Below are 18,701 nucleotides of genomic sequence, written 5' to 3' on the forward strand. Positions count from 1 at the left end.
TCCTTAACCTTTGACTGATCCAATCATGACACCCTTTACAAAATATTTTTGTAAGAATGGATAAATAATTATGATTGGAAGTGTTGAAACTATCATAACCCCATATTTTATAACTTGGGCTAATTGTTGTTGGCTATATAAAAACTTAGCCATCTCACCTGACATGGACATATTTGGATTTGAGCTCATATCCTGGATTACCAAAATCTCCCTTAGAATCATTTGAAGAGGATACTTGCTCCTATCATCTATATATAAAAGAGCTCCAAAATACTGGTTCCAATGGCCTATACCATAAAATAAAGCCATAACAGCTAGAATCGGTTTTGAAAGTGGCAATACTATTTCAAAAAATATCCTAAAAAAGCTAGCCCCGTCAATGACCGCTGATTCTATAAGCTCCTCTGGGATATTGGTCTGAAAATACGTCCTTACAACAATTAAGTTATAAACTGAGACTGCTCCAGGCAGTATTAATGCCCACATGGAGTTTTTAAGACCAAGTCCTGTAATTAATAAATATGACGGAATGAGTCCCCCGCTGATAAACATTGTTACTAGGATAAATTTCATAAAGAAATTGCGACCCGGTAGCTCGCGCCTTGCCAAGGCGTATCCTGCTGGAATAGTAAATAGAAGATTTACCAAAGTCCCCACCAATGTATAAATAATTGTATTGAGATATCCATTCCAAATATCTTTATTTCTAAAGATTATTTTGTATCCTTCCCATGTAATATCTTTAGGGAGTAAAAGCATTTTGCCAGAATTAACCGCAATTGGGGAAGAAATCGAAGCTGATACTATATATATAAGAGGGTACAAAACTACTATCAAAACTAATATGACAATAACATGGACTATGATATCAAAAATCTTATCCGAATTTTTCTTATTCATATGTCCTCCTACCACAAACCAATATTGGTGATTTTTCTAGTAATTTTATTTACTGTGAGTAACAAAATAGCATTGATTGCCGCATTGAATAATCCAACAGCTGCAGCATATGAGTAGTTAGCATCTATCAAACCCTGTTGGTAGGTAAATGTTGAGATTACATTGCTTGATGCAATATTTAACGGATTTTGCATAAGTAATATCTTTTCATAGCCCATGGACATTATTGATCCAAAATTCATGATTAATAATATAATCATAGTTGGAATCAATGCTGGTAAGTTGATATAAATTAATCTTTGAAGTCTACTTGCCCCATCTATTGCTGCTGCTTCATGCAGCTCTGGATTAACTCCAGCTAGGGCTGACATATAAATAATGGTATTCCAACCCGTATTTTGCCAAATACCTGATAAGACATAAATAGTTTTAAACCATTTTGGATCTTCTAAAAAAGCCTGACGATTGCCACCCAAGCCAGCAATTATATGGTTAATAACACCTGTGGATGGTGATAAAAAAGAAACCAGCATTCCGACTATTACTACAGTTGAAATAAAATGTGGTGCATAGGTTACTGTTTGTGCAAATTTCTTAAAAAAACCATTTTTAAGTTCATTAAAAACAAGGGCCAAAATTATTGGCATAGGGAAACCTAAAATTAGTTCATAAATGCTGATGCCCAAAGTATTTTTGATTAAATCTGTAAAGTAATAAGAATTAAAAAACTTTTTAAAATGAGTAAAACCAACCCATTGACTGCCTGTAATGCCAAGTGATGGCATATATTTTTTAAAGGCAATTTGTACCCCATACATAGGCCCATAGTGGAAAACTAAAAAGTAAATTAAGGCAGGCAAAAGAAAAATATATAACTGCCAGTATCTTTTTAGATAAAATTTTATTCGTTGACCAAAAGATAGGTCTGAAATTTTTGAAGACAATTTATTTTTTTGCTTAGATTTTGTCATAATTGCCTCCTAAAAATAAGAAATATCTTCAGTTTTTAAAATGTTAAGACCAGTTTCTTTATCAAAAATAATTATTTTTTCTAAATCGAAGTTTAGACCAATCTCCTCATTTATAGAAACATTGCGTGGCGGATTAAATCTTGCCACCGACTCATTTTTACTAGCTGGTGTATCAAAATAAACATAGGTGTCGCTACCTAATTGCTCTACTTTTTTTGCAATGACATTGATAGTGCTTTCACCCTTGCTATCGGCATAATAAATATTTTCAGACCTGATGCCCAAAACTATATCTTGGTTTGAATTTTTTAAATTCAGTCTATTTTTTATAGATTCCGGTAAATTTAAAACCTTATCCCAAAGATTAACAGAAAAATTATTGCCGTCATTGATTAAGCTTGCATTATAAAAATTCATCTGTGGTGATCCAATAAAGGCTGCCACAAAAAGATTTTTAGGATTGTGGTAAAGATTGCCTGGTGTGTCAAATTGTTCAACAATACCATCATTCATAACCGCTATCCTATCTCCCATGGTCATTGCTTCTGTCTGATCATGAGTTACATATATAAAGGTAGTTTCCAAATTTTTATGAAGGGCAACTATCTCTCCCCTCATGGCCACCCTTAATTTGGCATCTAGATTTGAAAGCGGCTCATCAAACAGAAAAACTTTTGGATCTCGGACCATAGCTCGACCAAGTGCCACCCTTTGCCTCTGTCCTCCAGAAAGAGTGCCAGGTTTTTTATTTAAAACAGGCTCAAGCTGAAGTATTTTTGCGACTTCATCTACCTTTTTGTATCGCTCATCCTTTTTTACCCTAGCAACCTTTAATGCAAAGGCAATATTATCTCTTACAGATAGATGAGGATATAAGGCATATGACTGAAAAACCATGGCTATGTCACGATTTTTTGGCTCTACTAAGTTCACTAATTCATCATCTATATAAAGTTCCCCATCAGATATTTCTTCAAGCCCAGCTATCATACGAAGCGTTGTTGACTTGCCACATCCTGAGGGACCAACTAAAACAATAAATTCTTTATCATTTATATCAAGATTTATCCCATCAACAGCCTTGAAACCGTTTGGATAAATTTTAGAAATATTTTCTAATTTTACATTAGACAAAATTCCCCTCCTTTTCTAGTTAAAAACACCCAAAAACTGAGAAGGAATCAGCCTTTGGGAGTGCCCAACAAAATTATATTATTATTCTGTTACTTATATTATATAATATTAAATAGTCATTGTAAAACAATCTTTAAATATAATAAACTAGTATTAAACAAAATTAATCTATCCCCCGGGGGCTTAATTAATATATTTTATTTAACTTTTCGTTTATTTAATCTTTTTAGTCTTTTTCGTTAATATAATTAATTATAAAATTATTTATTGATTATTATACAAATAAAATATTTTTGCTTAAATCTTCATATAATCCCTATCAATCTTATCTTTTAATTTCCAAGGTAATTTACCAAATAGTGAGAAGTTGCCATAGTTAGCCAAGGCTGTCCTATCTCCACAATTTATAATTTGCAGGTAATTTTTTTTGGGCTGATATGAAATAAAATTTCTTTGGTTCTTCATTAGTTTTAATAAATTTTGACACAAAACAGGTGCTTGGCGTATGGCAAAAACTCCAGCCTTGGTCATGGATGGATATTTTTTTAAATTTGCCACATCCCCCATGGCTAGAACGTTTTTATCAGCAAATAAATTCTCATCAACTGCTAAAAAATTACCGCACCCAGTATTAAATCCATCAAAATTTATATGTGGACCTACAAATCCTGTAGTCACAAAGGCAAAATCAAAATCATATATAAATTTATTTGTATATATTTTCTTATCTTTGATAAGACTTACCCTCTCACCTTTGATAATTTTTATTGATTTTTCTTTAAAAATATTTTCTAGTTTTGATTTTGTATGATTATTGAAATTTGACAAAATATCTTTTGAAGTAATTATTGAAATATCAGATTTTGGAAAGGCTGATCTAAAAGCTAGGGCAAGTTCTATGCCAGAAGCACCCCCACCTACAAATCTGATTTTTAAATTAGGATTTGTTTTTGCTAGACTGCTTATCTCTACCTTGGCATCCACCACATTTTTTATAGGCTTTACCAAACAAATATTTGGAGAATCAATTGGAAAATTAACCTTAGACGAGGATCCTAGATTTATGGATAAATAATCATAGGAGTACTCATTCACTTTTGTGACAACTTTTTGATTTGCCTTGTCAATAGCGGTAATTTTCTCCTCTATGTATCTAACATTTGCCATTTTACAAAGTTTTGCCACATCAAAGGATATGTCATCCTCGCTGTAAATCCCCTCTATAAAAGCTGCCAGCATTCCCGAATAATACTGTCTTTTATAGTCTGTTATCAAGATTATTTCAAAGTTATTGATTGGATTTTTTATCAAGTTTTTAAGAATATTTATGTGACCGTGGCCACCGCCTGCTAAGATAATTCGCTTCATAACTACCTACCTGATTATTGCTATATTCATTATACTAGTCTTAATTGATTAATAATTATAAATATTTTTATATCATAATACTAAAATATTTGACAAATTAAAATTGACCCCCTATAATGAACTTAGAAATAAAAACGTTGATGAGAAAAGTAGCTTTGCTAAGACCTACCCAGAGAGGCTAAGTTTGGTGAGATTAGTCTAGGGATGGCAAGGTGAAAATGGCCTCTAAGTTGGTTATCCGAATTTTTAAGATAATCCGTGTGCGCACGTTACAGCGCTAGGGTATAAATTTGTACCTGATGAGTTATTAATTGTGAGATTGATATAAAATTAAGGTGGTAACACGAGTGACCTCGTCCTTTTTAAGGACGGGGTCTTTTTTTATTTTGCTTTGGCGTTTTATTTCTAAATATTTTTAATAAAGGAGCTAACAATGAGCGAAAGATTTTTGACAGTAGGATCGTTACTAAGAGAAGAAGAGTTATTAAAATTCAAAAACGAAATAGAACACAGGGATGACATCACTTATCCATTTTACGATGACATCGATTGCTACAAAGAAACTGAGGATAAGGCTGTAAAAAATATAGTCGATGCACAAATTGACCATGGATTGCCACAAATAACTGATGGTGAATATTCCAAATCCCTATGGCATCTTGACTTTGTTTGGGGCCTACATGGAGTAAAAAGATATATCGATGAAAGTGGATATTTCTTTAGAGAAAAAGATAATGAAGAAAAATACGAAACCAGAAAAGATATAGGAATAAAATTAACTGATAAATTAAATGGCAAAAACCATCCATTTATTGATGACTTTAAAAGATTAAAAGAGCTAGCAGGCGATAAAGAAGTAAAACAATGCATCCCTTCCCCATCTCACATCTATGGAGAATTATCCCTATTTGGTAGACTAGATGATGGCTACTATGCTGGTAAGATTGACGAGTTCGAAAAAGATTTGAAAACATCCTACAAAGAATTTTTAGATGACTATAAAAAAGATGGCGGTGAAATTATCCAATTTGATGATTGCTTGTGGGAATTATTTGCAGAAGATAATGAAGATTCACCATTTTCAGCTGATTCTACAGAAGCAGAGAAAAAAGAACTAGCCTATAAATTTATAGAAATAAATAATGATGTGATAGACTATGCCCACAAACTTGGCCTAAAAGTCTACACCCACAATTGCAGGGGTAACTACGATTCTAGGTCTATGAGTGATGGATCTTATGAATCCATAGCAGACCTATTTTTAGAGAAACAAAATTACGATAGATTTTACCTGGAATGGGATGATGAACGTGCTGGATCTATAGATGCTCTAAAGGTTTTTAAAGATAAGGATAATGAGATAGTACTAGGTTTACTCTCTAGCAAAACTAACAGCTTTGATGACGAAAAAAGAGTAAAAGACCTGCTTGAAAAAGCCAGCCAAATCATAGATAAAGATAGACTATACCTCTCCCACCAATGTGGATTTGCATCTTGTGATGGAGGAAATGAGCTGACTATAGATGAGCAATGGCAAAAAATTGACCAAGGTCAAAAAATTGCTGAAGAGTTTTGGGGATAAAATAATATAAACCTTTGATAAACTTTTTAAATGTCTTATTTAGATAATAATATAAAATAAATGTATTTTCCATATTACAAGGGTATATTTTATTTAATACTCAAATTACAAATAAGACTTTATAGTTGTTAAAAAGGAGAAACAATGCAAGTAAGTTTTAATAATCATAAAAAAGCAAATCTAGTTAAATTTGCTTACAAAAACCAGAGTGATAACCCATACTTTAAGGCAGAGCTAGGAGAAATACTCCCAAATCCAAGCGAAAGCACCATTCTATTGGGACTAGGCGAAAAAGATAAACTAGACAAAGAAAGTTTTAAAAAAGCTATCTACAAACTAGCAAAATCAGCTATAAAACTAGACCTAAACGAGCTTAGCTTTGAAAAAGAAAACGTAGATATAGAAGATGAAGAATTTTTAAGCCAAATAATAGAAGCAGTAAGTCTAGCTTCCTATAGCTTTGACCACTACAAAGAAGAAAAATCTGCTAAGATAGAGAATATCAACTTCAAAGAAGACTTAGATGACGAAGACTTAGATGACGAAAACTCAAATGCCATCCCAGAACAACTAACAGTCCTAGACTCCCAAGCCTTCGCCCGTGATTTAGTAAACCTACGCTCAAATGACATCTACCCAGAAAGTCTAGCCCAAGCTACTAAAGAAAGACTAACAAGAAATGTAGAAGTTAAAATCTATGATGAAAAACAAATCAAAGACCTAGGCCTTACTGCATACCTAGAAGTAGGAAAAGGCTCAGACAATCCACCTAGACTTATCGTTATCGAATACCTAAACGGACCAAAAGAACAAAAACCATTAGTATTTGTAGGTAAGGGTATCACCTATGACTCAGGTGGATATTCTATAAAACCATCAAATGGTATGAAAACTATGAATTCTGACATGGGCGGAGCAGGAACAGTAATCGGCGCTATGGATGCAATTTCCTCAAATGAATTAAAAGTAAATGTTGTAGGAATAGTTGCAGCTTGTGAAAATAGTATCTCAGGCAGAGCTTACAAACCAGGAGATGTTATAAAAGCAAGAAATGGACTAACAATAGAAGTAGATAACACAGATGCCGAAGGAAGAATAACCCTTGCAGATGCAGTAAACTACGGGGCTACAGAATACGACCCAGAATTTATAGTAGATCTGGCAACACTTACAGGCGCATGCCTAGTAGCCCTTGCAGAAACCTACACAGGGGCTGTAACAAATGACCAAGAAACATTTGAAAAAGTATTAGCTGCAGCCAAAGAATCAAATGAAAAAATCTGGCAATTACCAAATGATGACACTATCAGAAAATACAACGAATCTGAAGTAGCAGATGTCAAAAACTCAGGCGGTAGACTAGGTGGTACAATTACAGCCGGCCAATTTATAGAAAACTTCATAGAAGAAAAACCATGGGTCCACCTAGACATAGCAGGCACAGCATATTTGTCTAAAGCCCAAGGCCTATACGAAAAAGGTGCAACAGGTGTCCATGTAAAAACACTTTATAATTTAGCAAAATCTTATAGTAAATAAAATTAAAGCTGCCAATAAGGCAGCTTTATTATATAGGATATTCTTCTAGTATTTATCTAATTGCGTCTATTAATGCGTAGTATAGATACTGGTCTGCAACCCTTGCTTCAGGATGTGAGAATGATACTATGATAGTATTATCAAGTATCATATATTCGATTCCTCTACTAGTCATTTGCCAAACTAAGTCAGACTCTAGACAATCCTTTACAAATAATCCTGAAGTTCCACAGCATACGATAATATTTGGCTGGTATATATCTACTTATTTTTTTATAATCTTTTTATTATTTTTAGCTGCCAACCTAATTTCGTTATATATAGAAGTATGTCTACCAGGCGTCTTTTTTAAATTGATAGAAGCTATTTTCTTAAGATATATACTTCTTCTTAGATCGTTATCTCTGCTTAGATACTCCCAATCAAAATCTTTTTCTAAATTAAGTATCCCCTAAGTCCATCTTGCTACATTATCCCATGTCTGGGGAATAGCTCCATTTGATATAAACTCTGTCAAGCTCCATCCACCTTTTTGATAAGAGTTTACTTCTTTCATAATATAAAGAATTTTATATTTTGAATCTAAATATTCTTTTTCATTGATCACTCCATCTGTTACAATAGATGGAGTATTTATTTTAAGCTGGTTAAATAATTTAGTTTCTGAATCTTTCATACTCATAAGCATCTCCTTAGCTACTCAAAATAAGGCCTAATCTTCTGCTTTATAAAATTATGGGTGTCTTTTCTAAGCATAGATTTAAATTTTAATAAGCTTAGGTCTTTACCATTTGCCTCGTTGTATAGGTCTTTATCAGCATTTTTGATTAACTTATCCTCGCCTAGTGGTTTTTTGACTTCTTTTTTGTCTATTGGGTAATTTGCTATTAGAAATTCTAGGTCTTCTTTGTTTACCTTATATATGTCTGCAAATTCGTCTATATTGGCTTGAATAATAGTGTTAAATTTGTCCTTGGCTACTTCATCTATGATAGCATTTTGGTATTTATCTGGGTTTTGGTCTATTTCTTCTATAATTTGGCGATATACCTCTGCCTTGGCTGGGTTTTGTTTGATAAGCTCTGCTAGAGTTTTTTCTATTTCATCATCGTTTTTATGGTTCATCTCTCCCCTGCTATTGGCCTTTTCTTGGATAAGGCTGGTTAGGTAGGAATAGTCTATGATGTTGGTGCTAATAGAAATAGGTTGGTAGTTGATATCTAATAGGTCAAGTTCATCATCTGATTGGTCCCCATCAGGGCCTATAAGAGCTTTTACATATTCATAGTACTCCATGTATTCTTTTAGCTGGTCCTCACCTATTAAATTTTTAAAATAACTTTCTTCATCAGTATAGTCACTATAAACCATCACAGCTGCATTGGCTTTATCAAACTTTTGAAAGGCTTTCAAAAACTCTTTCATGCTCTCATAGCCCACCTCTAGCTCTGGATTATCTACTATTTGAAATTGTAATAATCCAGCTGCTGCATCTTCAAATCTGCGTTTGGCTTCCTTGTAATCAGGTGCAGTTACAAAATTGCCCCCACCATTGGAGTAAAGGCTAAAGGCATCTCTTATAGCCTCTTGAAAGGCAAAGGGAGTTCTAAATGTTACTACCTGCCCATAAGTTTTTCTATCATCGTATGTTGAGTCTCTTTTATTTTCCTTTTTCTCATATCTTTCTATGGCCTTTTTAAAGGCTAGATCTACTGCCTTTGTATCTTTTGCCTGGAAGAATACTGAATATAAGCCTGATTCCTTATCTTTCATTACAGAAAAGTTTACTCCATATCGGTTAAGTTGGTTTTTAAGTTCCTTGACTTCACCCTTTTGTAAATCAATATTTTCCAGCTGACCTTTCTTTACCATATCCTTAAATTTCCTTGAATTAGTTTTTCCTTTTTCATAGCTTTTAAAATAGCCTTTGCTGAATACTGAGCCACTTTTATCTCAATATTTATAGCCTTATTATTAACTTCATCATTTACCATATAGGTGACCTCCTTTCCGGGGAAAATAAAAAAGCGGCCCAGATTTTTACATCTGAACCGCTAAAATTTTAATTCTATAGTTTTTTATTATTTTTAATTTTATTACTGTTGTGACGTACTTTATAAATTATGTGTCGCAAACTATTCTTTGCTATTTAATGCTTTATTGATGGTTTCCTGAATAAAAGGACTACAGCATCTACCCAAAGGATTGTTAATTTCGCACTTTCCATTTTTCATTGACCCTGTAAGTCTAATAATATCTTTAATATTCTTTGCACCATCATCTAAAACAGCGTTTATAATTTGTTGCTCTGTAACTTGGTTGCAATAGCATATATATTTGGGATTTGCATTCTTTTTTAACCATATAGGAACTTTTACTTCTTCCTTATAAAAAACTCTTTCATTGTTTAAGTTATAATACACGACATCACAATCTTCATTCATACATAAATAGTAAGTTTCTTCATCTACAACCTTTCCCATAAGGTTTTCTGATACCATATGCTTTACAGTTATATTCTTAACCTTTTCTCCTATTTCGTAACATTTGGGGCAATTTTCTTTTTCTTCCACGGTACCAATGGTTTTTTGTATTGAACCACAGCAAGATTGATTTATCTTATTTTCTTGACTCACTTTAATTCCTCCTGTCTAAATAAATATTATTTCTATAGTTAATCAGGATATCTAATACCTCTTTCAATGTATCTACAATATATTCTCCCTGTCGGTATCTCCTTTTCTCTACTATAACTCGAACTAGGTCCTTAGATTCAACCACATCTATTATTCTTTTAGGATATATCTTTTTTAGTTGTTTGTCTGATAAGTATTTATAAAAAATGATCCCTAGTAGATAATTTTTGTACTCATTGGCATCCATAAAGTTACGCAAATCATCCGATGCGGACCAGAGTTTTTGGTACAGGTTGTTTGTTGTCTCCATTGTCATCTCCTTATGTATATATTATAACATAGGCTCTATATCTATTTGATTGACTTCTTAGTATGGCATTTATAATTTCTAAATTTATTTTTCTTACTACATTCGCCTTTATCTAAGTCTCTAAGAAAAAGTAGGCATAAAAAAACTATCGTTTTCGTCTGAGAACGTAAACACGCAATAACATAATAATATTTTAACTAGTAAATTTGTTATATATATTTTGAAATTAAAAAACCCCAAAATCCATATTACAGATTTTGGGGTTGGGTCATGAAGAACTTGACACATTTTCAATTTTTTAATCTAGACCTATGCTTCTTAAAGATTGGTCTTTGCTTGCTTCTTTAATAAGTCTACTGTAAGTATCTTAGAAATTATATATCTATTTTTCTCTTACTATTTCTTTGGCCATTTCTCTCATTTCTTTTGTCCATCCAAAAATTCCTCCTGTATGGATAAATAAATGATTGCCATTTTTATCGAACTTGTTTTCAATATTAGAAATAAATCCTTCAAATGCTTTTCCTGTGTAACATGGATCAAATAATATGCCTGTTTTTCTTGCTATATCTAGATAAAATTCTATATCTTCTTTTCTATATTTAGCATAGCCCGGACCTATAAACTTATCATTTATATAGATTTTTGAAGTATCAATTTCATCTTTGCTGTCCTTTAAAATTTCTCTTACTTTTTTTATAAAAAATTCTTCGCTATTATTAACAGATATGCCATGGATTTGCTTTTTGCCAGCTGATAATTTTTCATTGGCATGATAAATACCTGCATATGTTCCAGCTGAACCTATTGCAAAAGTAATAGTATCAAACTTTATATTATTTTCATTTTCGTAAGATAAAATTTCTTTGTATTGATCAAAGTATCCTCTTGATCCTATATAATTGGATCCTCCCATAGGAATTATATATGGTTTTTTTCCTATGTCATAAAGCTTAGCTTCAAGTTCCTCTATTGAATCTTTTACATTGTTTGTAAATATAATTTTTGCTCCAAAGGCCTTATCCAAAAATAAATTGCCTTCAAATTCTTTTTCCGCGCCTTCAAGTACTAAATAACAATCTAGTCCATACATGGCAGAAACTGCAGCAGTAGCCCTGGCATGATTTGATTGAACTCCTCCACTTGTAATCAAAACATCACATTCTTTATCAATTGCATCATATACCAAATATTCCAATTTTCTTATTTTGTTTCCCGAAACTTCTAAACCAGAAAAATCATCTCTTTTTATGTAAATATTTGTCCCATAATAATCAGACAAGCTATCTATTTTATAAACTGGTGTCGGAAAGTTTCCTATTTTCAATTTATTCATTTTTTAATTCACCTTTCTCTATCCAACCTTTTCCTTAAACTTTTCTTGCAAGCATCTTAGATGATATAGTATCTTAAGATACATTTAACATTGTCGTTCCTGCACCTAGCAAAAATCCAATCATATATATAAAGTCATTATTAATATAATTATAACAAAAATGTTGCGAAATAGACAGTTAAATATGGCCCGGACTTAATTGATAGTATTAGAATATAATTAGATATATAAGACCAATGAATAAATTTATTAATAAAAACTTATAAAGATAAAATTGACTAGGTAAATCTACTTTTATTTAGTATATTTTCCTAGTCAATATTTTTATCTTTCTTTCTTAAAAATATAATAAAAGACTATAAAGGGTGATATTATAAAAATCACTGGCAATATCAATTTTGAAAATGTGAAATAGTCTGTATCTTCTAATTTGTTTCCCATATTTTTCACTGCTTGTGGGAAAGCTATTACTGAGATTATTAGAAAAATGGTTAATATTAAAAATGGCATTTGTTTTGGATCTTTGTTTAAGGCTCCCTCTACTATGCCAAAGTAATATATCAAATAGAAAATAAGTCCTATAGCTGCATACAAAATATCCCAAAATATTCTTGAAGCTTGGGAGGTATTTTCTTCTTGATCACTATCTTTTTTAAAATAGCCTATATCAACTCCGAATATTTCAGATAGTTTAACAAGATTATCCATAGATGGTTCACTAATTCCTTTTTCCCACTTTGATACTGCTTGTCTTGAAATATTTAATTCTTTTGCTAAATATTCCTGAGTTAAGTTCAATTCTTTTCTTTTATTTTTAATTTTTTCTCCAATCATAAAATCTCCTTTTTTCTATTGTAAGGGGATTTTTTAAAAAAAGCTAGCAACTATAGGGCAACTTGGGCACTTTTTCCTGTAATTTTTAGTTTTTTATTTATATTTTGCTTATTTACCTGATTTTTTTACTCATTTCATACAATCTAGATCGATGATTAATTCTTTTAAATAAAATGTTAAAGTCAAATAGTAGTCCTACTACTATCCCAGCTGGTATTGATGCAAAGTTTGCTGATTGGTCAAATACTCCTAAAAATCTCCCAAACATACAGAAAGGGCCAGCAGATTTTACTGCTAGCCCTTTTAAATCGCAAGTTTTCAAATATTATCTTTCTATAATCTCAATCTTGTATCCATCTGGATCTGTTGCAAAAAAGTACTTGTCTGAATTATCACTTAGACCTCTAAGTTCTGTAACTTCATAGCCTTTGTTGCTTAACTCTTCCCTAAAGGATTTGATATCTGGGTTAGAAATTGCTATATGTCCGTAGCCATCTCCTAGATCATAATCTTCTTCTTGGTCGTAATTATAGGTTAATTCCAATTCATAATCGGAAGACTCAGGAAGTTTTAGGTATATGAGGTCGAATTTCTTGTCTGGAAATTCCTTTCTTCTACTTTCAACAAAGCCCAGCTCTTCTGTATAAAACTTATAGGACTTATCAAGGTCCTTAACTCTAATCATTGTGTGTAAAAATTTCATATACCCTCCTAATTTATTTATAAGCAAATGAGTTTTTTTATTTATTTAGCTTATTTTTGAATTTACTTTACATAAGGGTCTTGATCTCTTTTTCTATCCAGTTTGAGTCTTTAAATACAGCTCTACCAACACCTACTAGGTCACATACTTCACGATTTAAAATATCTTCTACATCTTGGCCAGTTTTTACTCCACCTGTAAGGATAACTGGTATATCTACTTCTTCATAGATAGGTTTGGATAGGTAGTCGAAAAATCCTGCCCTATCATCATCTGTAAAGAACATGCACATACCACCTGAGATATCTAGGACATCGACACCTGCTTTTTCAAATTCCTTTGCTGCATACACTGCATCTTCTTGGCTAAGTCCTCCATCCATATTATCACCTGCACCTAGCCTTAAAAAGATTGGATAGTCTGATCCAACTTTTTCCCTTACTTTTTTGATAATTTCTAGGTGGATTTTTATTCTACCATCTATATCCCCACCATATTGGTCAGTTCTTTTGTTAGTAAGGGGTGATAAAAATTGGTCTAGAAAATATCCATGGGCTGAGTGGATTTCAACTCCATCAAAACCTGATTTTTTGACTCTAAGGGCAGCATCTGCAAATTTATCTTCTATTTCTTTTATTTCATTAACAGTGAGTTCTCTTGGTAATTCCCCATCTTTTTTTGAAGGATTTTTAACACTAGATGGAGCTAGTGGACTTTCTCCTATGACATCCTTACTTGCAGAACTACCTGCATGAGATATTTGTACTACAGCTTGGGCATCGTTATTTTTTATAACTTTTGCAAGTTTTTTAAGACCGTCAATATCGGAATCATCTGCTATTGACATTTGATTATGGCTTGCCTTTCCAAGTGGGTCAACAAAATTATGTTCTACAATTACGGTTGAGAAAAGTTTATCTTTAGTCTTTTCATCATAATAATCAAGTATGTCTTGGGACACATGACCATTTTCATCAGCCTTGGCAGTAGCCATAGGCGGCATAATAATTCTATTTTTAAAGCTTATATTTTTAGCATTTAATTTTTCAAATAATTTCATTTGTACCTATTTATTGCTGCATCAATAATTGACTAGTCAATTATATAAGTAAAAATATTTGAGATTGTCATTTACAAAACAATCTCCTAGTATTACCTTACTGTTTCCATCGTTATTTCAAGTAGGCTTATAATTTTTATTAAAAAAGTGATATGCTGGTATAACATATCACTTTTAAGGTAGATTTTATTATTTGTCAGTGTAATCAATATTTGGAAAGGCCTCGATATTATAGTCTGGGAAGTGATTTTTTACATCTGTTACTACATCTTTTAATACTTTAAGCCTATCTTTAGCATCGAGGCTTATAATAACATCAAATCTTATCTCTTTATCAACTTCATCTACGTAGAGACCGTGGAGACCAATTATATATTCGTGAGAAGATATTATTTCTTTAATTTCATCTTTAGTATTTATAATCTCACGGTTGCTTGGATTTATAGGATAGATACCAACAGCGGTCAATTTTATTCTATATTTGTAGTATATGTCTAGTTGTATATCTCTAATTATCTCATCTAATTGTTCAGCTCTATAATCATCTGGCACTCCTATGTCTATAGATCCATTCCAATCATTTGGCCCATAGTTATTTAGTACAAGGGCGCTGGCTCCTTCTACTCCTGGAAATTTTTCTACTGTCGCTATAACTTCTTTTGCAAGATCTGGGTCAATTTTTTCTCCAAGAATTTGGGAGATAGTTTTGCTTAGCATATCTATGGCTGATTTTATAATAATAATGGATATTCCACCGCCAAGATAGGCTTCAAGAGAAATCCCAAACCAAACGTAGAGCCCTGCAGCTAGTAAAATAGATAAGGAAACGACAGAATCTAGTTTTGCATCCTTGCCTGAGTTTATTAAAGCATCAGAGTCTACATCTTTACCTACTTTATTAAAATAATAAGCTATAACTAATTTTACTATTACAGATAAGATAACTACTATGATTGTTATATAACTATAGGATGGATTAGTAGGATTTATAATTTTTTTAAAAGCTTCAACTAACGATGAGATACCCACATAAAGAATAATTACAGAAATGACCATAGCACTTAGATATTCTATTCTCCCGTAGCCAAAGGGGTGGTCTTTATCAGGATCCTTGCCATCAAGTTTTGTACCAATTATGGTAATAACAGAGCTTAGAGCGTCTGATAAGTTACTGACTGCATCAACTAATATAGCAATAGAATTTGCGCCATACCAATAATTACTTTAAATAGAGCTAGCAGACTATTGCCAACTATTCCAAGTATGCTTGTTTTTATTATTTTATTTTCACGTTCTTTTTGTAATTTGTCTAATTTTCTAAAATCTTCAAATTGCTTCAAAATCTTCAACTCTCTTCTTTGCTTAAGAGTATCATCTATATAATAATAAATTTTTACAGCTAAAAATCGCAGTACAATATTCTGCGATTTTTTATCTAATTATTGATTCAAATTTTCTAATCCTTATTAACTAGGGCTTAGAATCTTAATTTTTATTTTATATTATAGATATAATTCTCTTTTCTTTAAATCTTTTATAAGTTCTCTTGCTACTGCCTTACCTGACATTGGATTTTGGCCAGTGATTAGTCTGCCGCATTTTACTGCATTTGGTGTATATGGGAGAGTTTTTAGAAATTCTGCTCCCCTAAGTTTTGCTTCTTGTTCGGCACTATATGGAACTTTTTCTTTTTTGCCACCTAGAGTTTCTTCTTCATCCGTAAATCCTGTTATATATCTGCCATCTAATAAGTAATTTTCGTTTCTATCTTTTATATTTAGTAGTCCTACTACACCATGGCATACTGAACATATATATCCATCTTTATTATAAATATTTTGTGCTATTTCTATAAGTTCACGATTTTTTGGAAAATCCCATAGTACCCCATGTCCTCCAGTATAGTAAATTGCAAAATATTCTTCTGGATTTATATCTGCTGGTTTTAGGGAATTTTTGATAGCTCTATTTTTAAAGTCTAAGGAGTTTAAGATAGCATAATCTTTTTTGCTAGCATAAGGCTTTTGCATAGACCTTGGATCTAGGGGTACTTGTCCACCCTTAGGACTTACATAGTCTACACCTATACCGTTTCTTTTGACTTTATCTACAAATTCTGTTGCTTCTGCTAGCCAGAGTCCAGTTTTTTCACCATCATCTCCATAATGATCGGTATTTGTCATTACTACTAAAACTTTTTTGTCCATTTTTTACCTAATTTCTTCGTATTTAAGTATTTACCCAAAATTTTAGACAAACAAAAAACCGCAAACAAAAGTTTACGGTCATTCTTTAAATATTGTAGATTTCTGTAAATAATCGCTAGGATATTTTCCTAGTAGTATTTTAAATAATCTAGTACTTCTTCTTTAGCGATTATATCATCTCAGTATTGGTCTATGAGGTATAAGAACTCTTCTTTCTCACCTAGTATAGCATCATATATGAAATAGCCTCATATATATGAGTAAGCATTTACAATGTCTTTAGGACTTTCTTCTAAGTCCTTGGCATTTTTTATGAGTCTTTTTAGCTCAGCTAAGCTTACTTGGTCATTTTTAAGATATTCTCGTATATCAAGGTATATCTTATGTGATTTGCTAAGAACTAAGTATTTGTTCTTAGCCCAATGCTTTTCACATGCATTCCTCTGATTTTTATCAGTCACTTAAATCATCCAATATATCTATGACTTTGGCCAAATCATGGATGCTATAATCTATGCTGACATCTTTTTCATTTATTTTATGCTTTGGGTTAAACCAAATGCACTTTATACCAGCGTTGTTTGCACCTTTAATATCTGATGTCAGTGAGTCACCAATAACTATATATTCTCTTGGGTCTTTTGAGCCTACTTGCTTTAAAACTATGTCAAAAAATTCCTTGTTTGGCTTATCTACTCCAAGGTCTTCTGATATGAAAACTCCATCTAGTATTTTATCTAGGCCAGAGTTTTTTATCTTAGCTTCTTGGGCAACTTTGGTGCCATTTGTTATGGCATATTGCTTATAGTCTTTTTTAAGTTTTTCTAGAACATTTTTAGCATTTTTGTAAAAGGCTACATTTATTCCCAAGTCTTTTTGAAAGTTCTCATTAAAGATTTCTACAATGTCCTGGTCGTAGTCAATGCCTTCTTGGTCAAAAAATTCATTGAAGCGACCTAAGAGAACTTCTTTTCTTGTAATCTCGCCCTTTTCTAGTTTTTTCCAATATTTGTCATTAATTTTCTTGTAGTCTTCTAGGCTGTCCTTACTGACTTTATCAATGCCTAGCCTTTTTAGTCCACTTATCATGGAGGCTTTTTCTGCCATATCAAAATCTAGCAAGGTGTTGTCTATGTCCCAAAGAATATATTTAATCATTATAATTCGCTGTTACTAATGATTTCTTTAAGTGTTTTTACAGAGTGGTCAAGTTTTTCTTTTTCTTCATCTGAAAGTGGAACTTCAATGATGTGTTTTGCTCCTGTTTTACCAATTACTGTTGGCACACCAACATATATATCTTCTTGTCCAAATTGCCCATCTAGATATGATGATGTTAGGAAAACTGCGTCTTCATCATTTATGATAGCTCTTACAATAGCTGTTAAAGCTGTACCTATTCCGTAGAATGTAGCTCCTTTTCTGTTGATGATTTCGTAAGCTGCATTTACTGTTTGATCAAATGCTTTATCTAAAGCTTCCTCTGTTACTTCTGGATGTGTTTTTCTCCATTCTTCAATGTTTAGTCCACCAACATTTGCATTTGACCATACTGGGAATTCTGTATCTCCGTGTTCTCCCATTATATAGGCATTTACAGATCTATAATCTACTCCTAATAGGTTACCAAGTCTTTTTTGGAATCTTGATGTATCTAGTGTTGTACCAGATCCTATAACTTTGTGAGCTGGGAAGCCTGAGAATTTAAGTGTAGCATATGTAGTAATATCTACTGGGTTTGATGCGATTACAAATATTCCATCAAAACCGCTATCTACAACTTTACCAATCATATCTTTAAAGATTGCTAGGTTTTTATCTACTAATTGTAGGCGTGTTTCACCTGGTTTTTGTGGAATACCAGCTGTAATTACTACTACTTCTGCATCTTTACAGTCTGAGTAATCAGCTTTGTATATTTGCTTTGGATATGCGAAGCTTAGTGCATCTGTAATGTCTAATACGTCACCTTCTACTCTTTCTTCGTTAATATCGATAATTCCTAGTTCACGGCCAACTCCTAATAGTGCTGATGAATAAGCAAATGAAGAACCTACTGCACCGTCACCGATTAATATAATTTTACTGTCTTTCATTATTACTCCCTTCATAAATAAGTTA

22 protein-coding genes and 1 other annotated feature are annotated in these 18,701 nt (G+C 32.3%); of the genes, 2 read left to right on the forward strand and 20 right to left on the reverse strand.

Annotated features, from left to right (window positions below; translation table 11 throughout):
- Positions 1-3: 3 nt before the first annotated feature.
- The 4 genes from ACF3NF_RS01490 to ACF3NF_RS01505 all read right to left on the reverse strand — a co-directional run bounded on the left by ACF3NF_RS01490 (position 4) and on the right by ACF3NF_RS01505 (position 4,373).
- Entirely contained in the window at positions 4-900 is an 897-nt protein-coding gene (locus ACF3NF_RS01490; protein ID WP_394023607.1) for a carbohydrate ABC transporter permease, read from the reverse strand.
- An 8-nt stretch (positions 901-908) separates the two neighbouring features.
- Positions 909-1,871, reverse strand: a complete 963-nt coding sequence (locus ACF3NF_RS01495) for an ABC transporter permease (protein WP_394023609.1) — start codon at positions 1,869-1,871, stop codon at positions 909-911.
- A gap of 9 nt (positions 1,872-1,880) precedes the next feature.
- Positions 1,881-3,005: an ABC transporter ATP-binding protein gene (locus tag ACF3NF_RS01500; RefSeq protein ID WP_394023611.1), complete on the reverse strand. Its 1,125-nt coding sequence runs from the start codon at positions 3,003-3,005 to the stop codon at positions 1,881-1,883.
- Between the two features lie 297 nt (positions 3,006-3,302).
- On the reverse strand, positions 3,303-4,373 hold the full coding sequence (locus ACF3NF_RS01505) for an FAD-dependent oxidoreductase (protein WP_394023613.1): 1,071 nt from the start codon (positions 4,371-4,373) through the stop codon (positions 3,303-3,305).
- 128 nt (positions 4,374-4,501) lie between these two features.
- Positions 4,502-4,737 (forward strand) — a binding site (T-box leader).
- 69 nt (positions 4,738-4,806) lie between these two features.
- On the opposite strand from ACF3NF_RS01505, the gene ACF3NF_RS01510 reads away from it, so the two are divergent.
- Together ACF3NF_RS01510 and ACF3NF_RS01515 are read left to right on the forward strand one after the other, a co-directional pair.
- Entirely contained in the window at positions 4,807-5,955 is a 1,149-nt protein-coding gene (locus ACF3NF_RS01510) for a uroporphyrinogen decarboxylase/cobalamine-independent methonine synthase family protein (RefSeq protein ID WP_394023615.1), read from the forward strand.
- Between the two features lie 144 nt (positions 5,956-6,099).
- Entirely contained in the window at positions 6,100-7,494 is a 1,395-nt protein-coding gene (locus ACF3NF_RS01515) for a leucyl aminopeptidase (RefSeq protein WP_394023617.1), read from the forward strand.
- Between the two features lie 451 nt (positions 7,495-7,945).
- On the opposite strand, the gene ACF3NF_RS01520 is transcribed toward ACF3NF_RS01515, so the two are convergent.
- The 16 genes from ACF3NF_RS01520 to ACF3NF_RS01595 form a co-directional block, all read right to left on the reverse strand.
- A complete protein-coding gene (locus tag ACF3NF_RS01520) occupies positions 7,946-8,176 on the reverse strand; it encodes a hypothetical protein (RefSeq protein ID WP_394023619.1) in 231 nt (76 codons plus the stop codon).
- 14 nt (positions 8,177-8,190) lie between these two features.
- Positions 8,191-9,366: a type I restriction endonuclease subunit R, EcoR124 family gene (locus tag ACF3NF_RS01525; RefSeq protein ID WP_458103058.1), complete on the reverse strand. Its 1,176-nt coding sequence runs from the start codon at positions 9,364-9,366 to the stop codon at positions 8,191-8,193.
- Positions 9,360-9,488: a hypothetical protein gene (locus tag ACF3NF_RS07900; protein WP_458103059.1), complete on the reverse strand. Its 129-nt coding sequence runs from the start codon at positions 9,486-9,488 to the stop codon at positions 9,360-9,362. The genes ACF3NF_RS01525 and ACF3NF_RS07900 overlap by 7 nt, the downstream gene beginning before the upstream one ends.
- Before the next feature lie 141 nt (positions 9,489-9,629).
- The gene (locus tag ACF3NF_RS01535; protein WP_394024424.1) at positions 9,630-10,112 is read right to left on the reverse strand and encodes a Csac_0668 family 2Fe-2S cluster-binding (seleno)protein; all 483 of its coding nucleotides are present in this window, start codon (positions 10,110-10,112) and stop codon (positions 9,630-9,632) included.
- A 19-nt stretch (positions 10,113-10,131) separates the two neighbouring features.
- On the reverse strand, positions 10,132-10,440 hold the full coding sequence (locus tag ACF3NF_RS01540; protein ID WP_394023621.1) for a type I restriction-modification system subunit M N-terminal domain-containing protein: 309 nt from the start codon (positions 10,438-10,440) through the stop codon (positions 10,132-10,134).
- Between the two features lie 382 nt (positions 10,441-10,822).
- Positions 10,823-11,776: a D-cysteine desulfhydrase family protein gene (locus tag ACF3NF_RS01545; protein ID WP_394023623.1), complete on the reverse strand. Its 954-nt coding sequence runs from the start codon at positions 11,774-11,776 to the stop codon at positions 10,823-10,825.
- Between the two features lie 324 nt (positions 11,777-12,100).
- A complete protein-coding gene (locus ACF3NF_RS01550) occupies positions 12,101-12,610 on the reverse strand; it encodes a helix-turn-helix domain-containing protein (RefSeq protein ID WP_394023625.1) in 510 nt (169 codons plus the stop codon).
- 112 nt (positions 12,611-12,722) lie between these two features.
- Positions 12,723-12,932, reverse strand: coding sequence for a hypothetical protein (locus ACF3NF_RS01555; RefSeq protein ID WP_394023627.1), 210 nt, complete (start codon positions 12,930-12,932; stop codon positions 12,723-12,725).
- Between the two features lie 3 nt (positions 12,933-12,935).
- Complete coding sequence (gene gloA / locus ACF3NF_RS01560) at positions 12,936-13,313, reverse strand: lactoylglutathione lyase (protein WP_394023629.1); 378 nt, start codon at positions 13,311-13,313, stop codon at positions 12,936-12,938.
- Positions 13,314-13,380: 67 nt separating this feature from the next.
- Positions 13,381-14,373, reverse strand: a complete 993-nt coding sequence (locus ACF3NF_RS01565) for an NADH:flavin oxidoreductase (RefSeq protein ID WP_394023631.1) — start codon at positions 14,371-14,373, stop codon at positions 13,381-13,383.
- 189 nt (positions 14,374-14,562) lie between these two features.
- The gene (locus ACF3NF_RS01570; RefSeq protein WP_394024426.1) at positions 14,563-15,570 is read right to left on the reverse strand and encodes a cation diffusion facilitator family transporter; all 1,008 of its coding nucleotides are present in this window, start codon (positions 15,568-15,570) and stop codon (positions 14,563-14,565) included.
- Entirely contained in the window at positions 15,558-15,722 is a 165-nt protein-coding gene (locus ACF3NF_RS01575; RefSeq protein ID WP_394023633.1) for a hypothetical protein, read from the reverse strand. Before ACF3NF_RS01575 ends, ACF3NF_RS01570 begins: the two co-directional genes overlap by 13 nt.
- Before the next feature lie 153 nt (positions 15,723-15,875).
- Entirely contained in the window at positions 15,876-16,580 is a 705-nt protein-coding gene (locus ACF3NF_RS01580; protein ID WP_394023634.1) for a type 1 glutamine amidotransferase domain-containing protein, read from the reverse strand.
- 248 nt (positions 16,581-16,828) lie between these two features.
- Positions 16,829-17,041: a YbgA family protein gene (locus ACF3NF_RS01585; protein ID WP_394023636.1), complete on the reverse strand. Its 213-nt coding sequence runs from the start codon at positions 17,039-17,041 to the stop codon at positions 16,829-16,831.
- Positions 17,034-17,738 carry a YjjG family noncanonical pyrimidine nucleotidase gene (locus ACF3NF_RS01590; RefSeq protein ID WP_394023638.1) on the reverse strand — a complete coding sequence of 235 codons (705 nt, stop codon included), beginning with the start codon at positions 17,736-17,738 and terminating at the stop codon, positions 17,034-17,036. The genes ACF3NF_RS01585 and ACF3NF_RS01590 overlap by 8 nt, the downstream gene beginning before the upstream one ends.
- Positions 17,738-18,676: an L-lactate dehydrogenase gene (locus ACF3NF_RS01595; RefSeq protein WP_394023640.1), complete on the reverse strand. Its 939-nt coding sequence runs from the start codon at positions 18,674-18,676 to the stop codon at positions 17,738-17,740. Before ACF3NF_RS01595 ends, ACF3NF_RS01590 begins: the two co-directional genes overlap by 1 nt.
- Positions 18,677-18,701 lie beyond the last annotated feature (25 nt).

It is taken from the genome of Anaerococcus martiniensis (genome assembly GCF_043187485.1).
GTDB classification, from domain to species: Bacteria; Bacillota; Clostridia; order Tissierellales; family Peptoniphilaceae; genus Anaerococcus; species Anaerococcus martiniensis.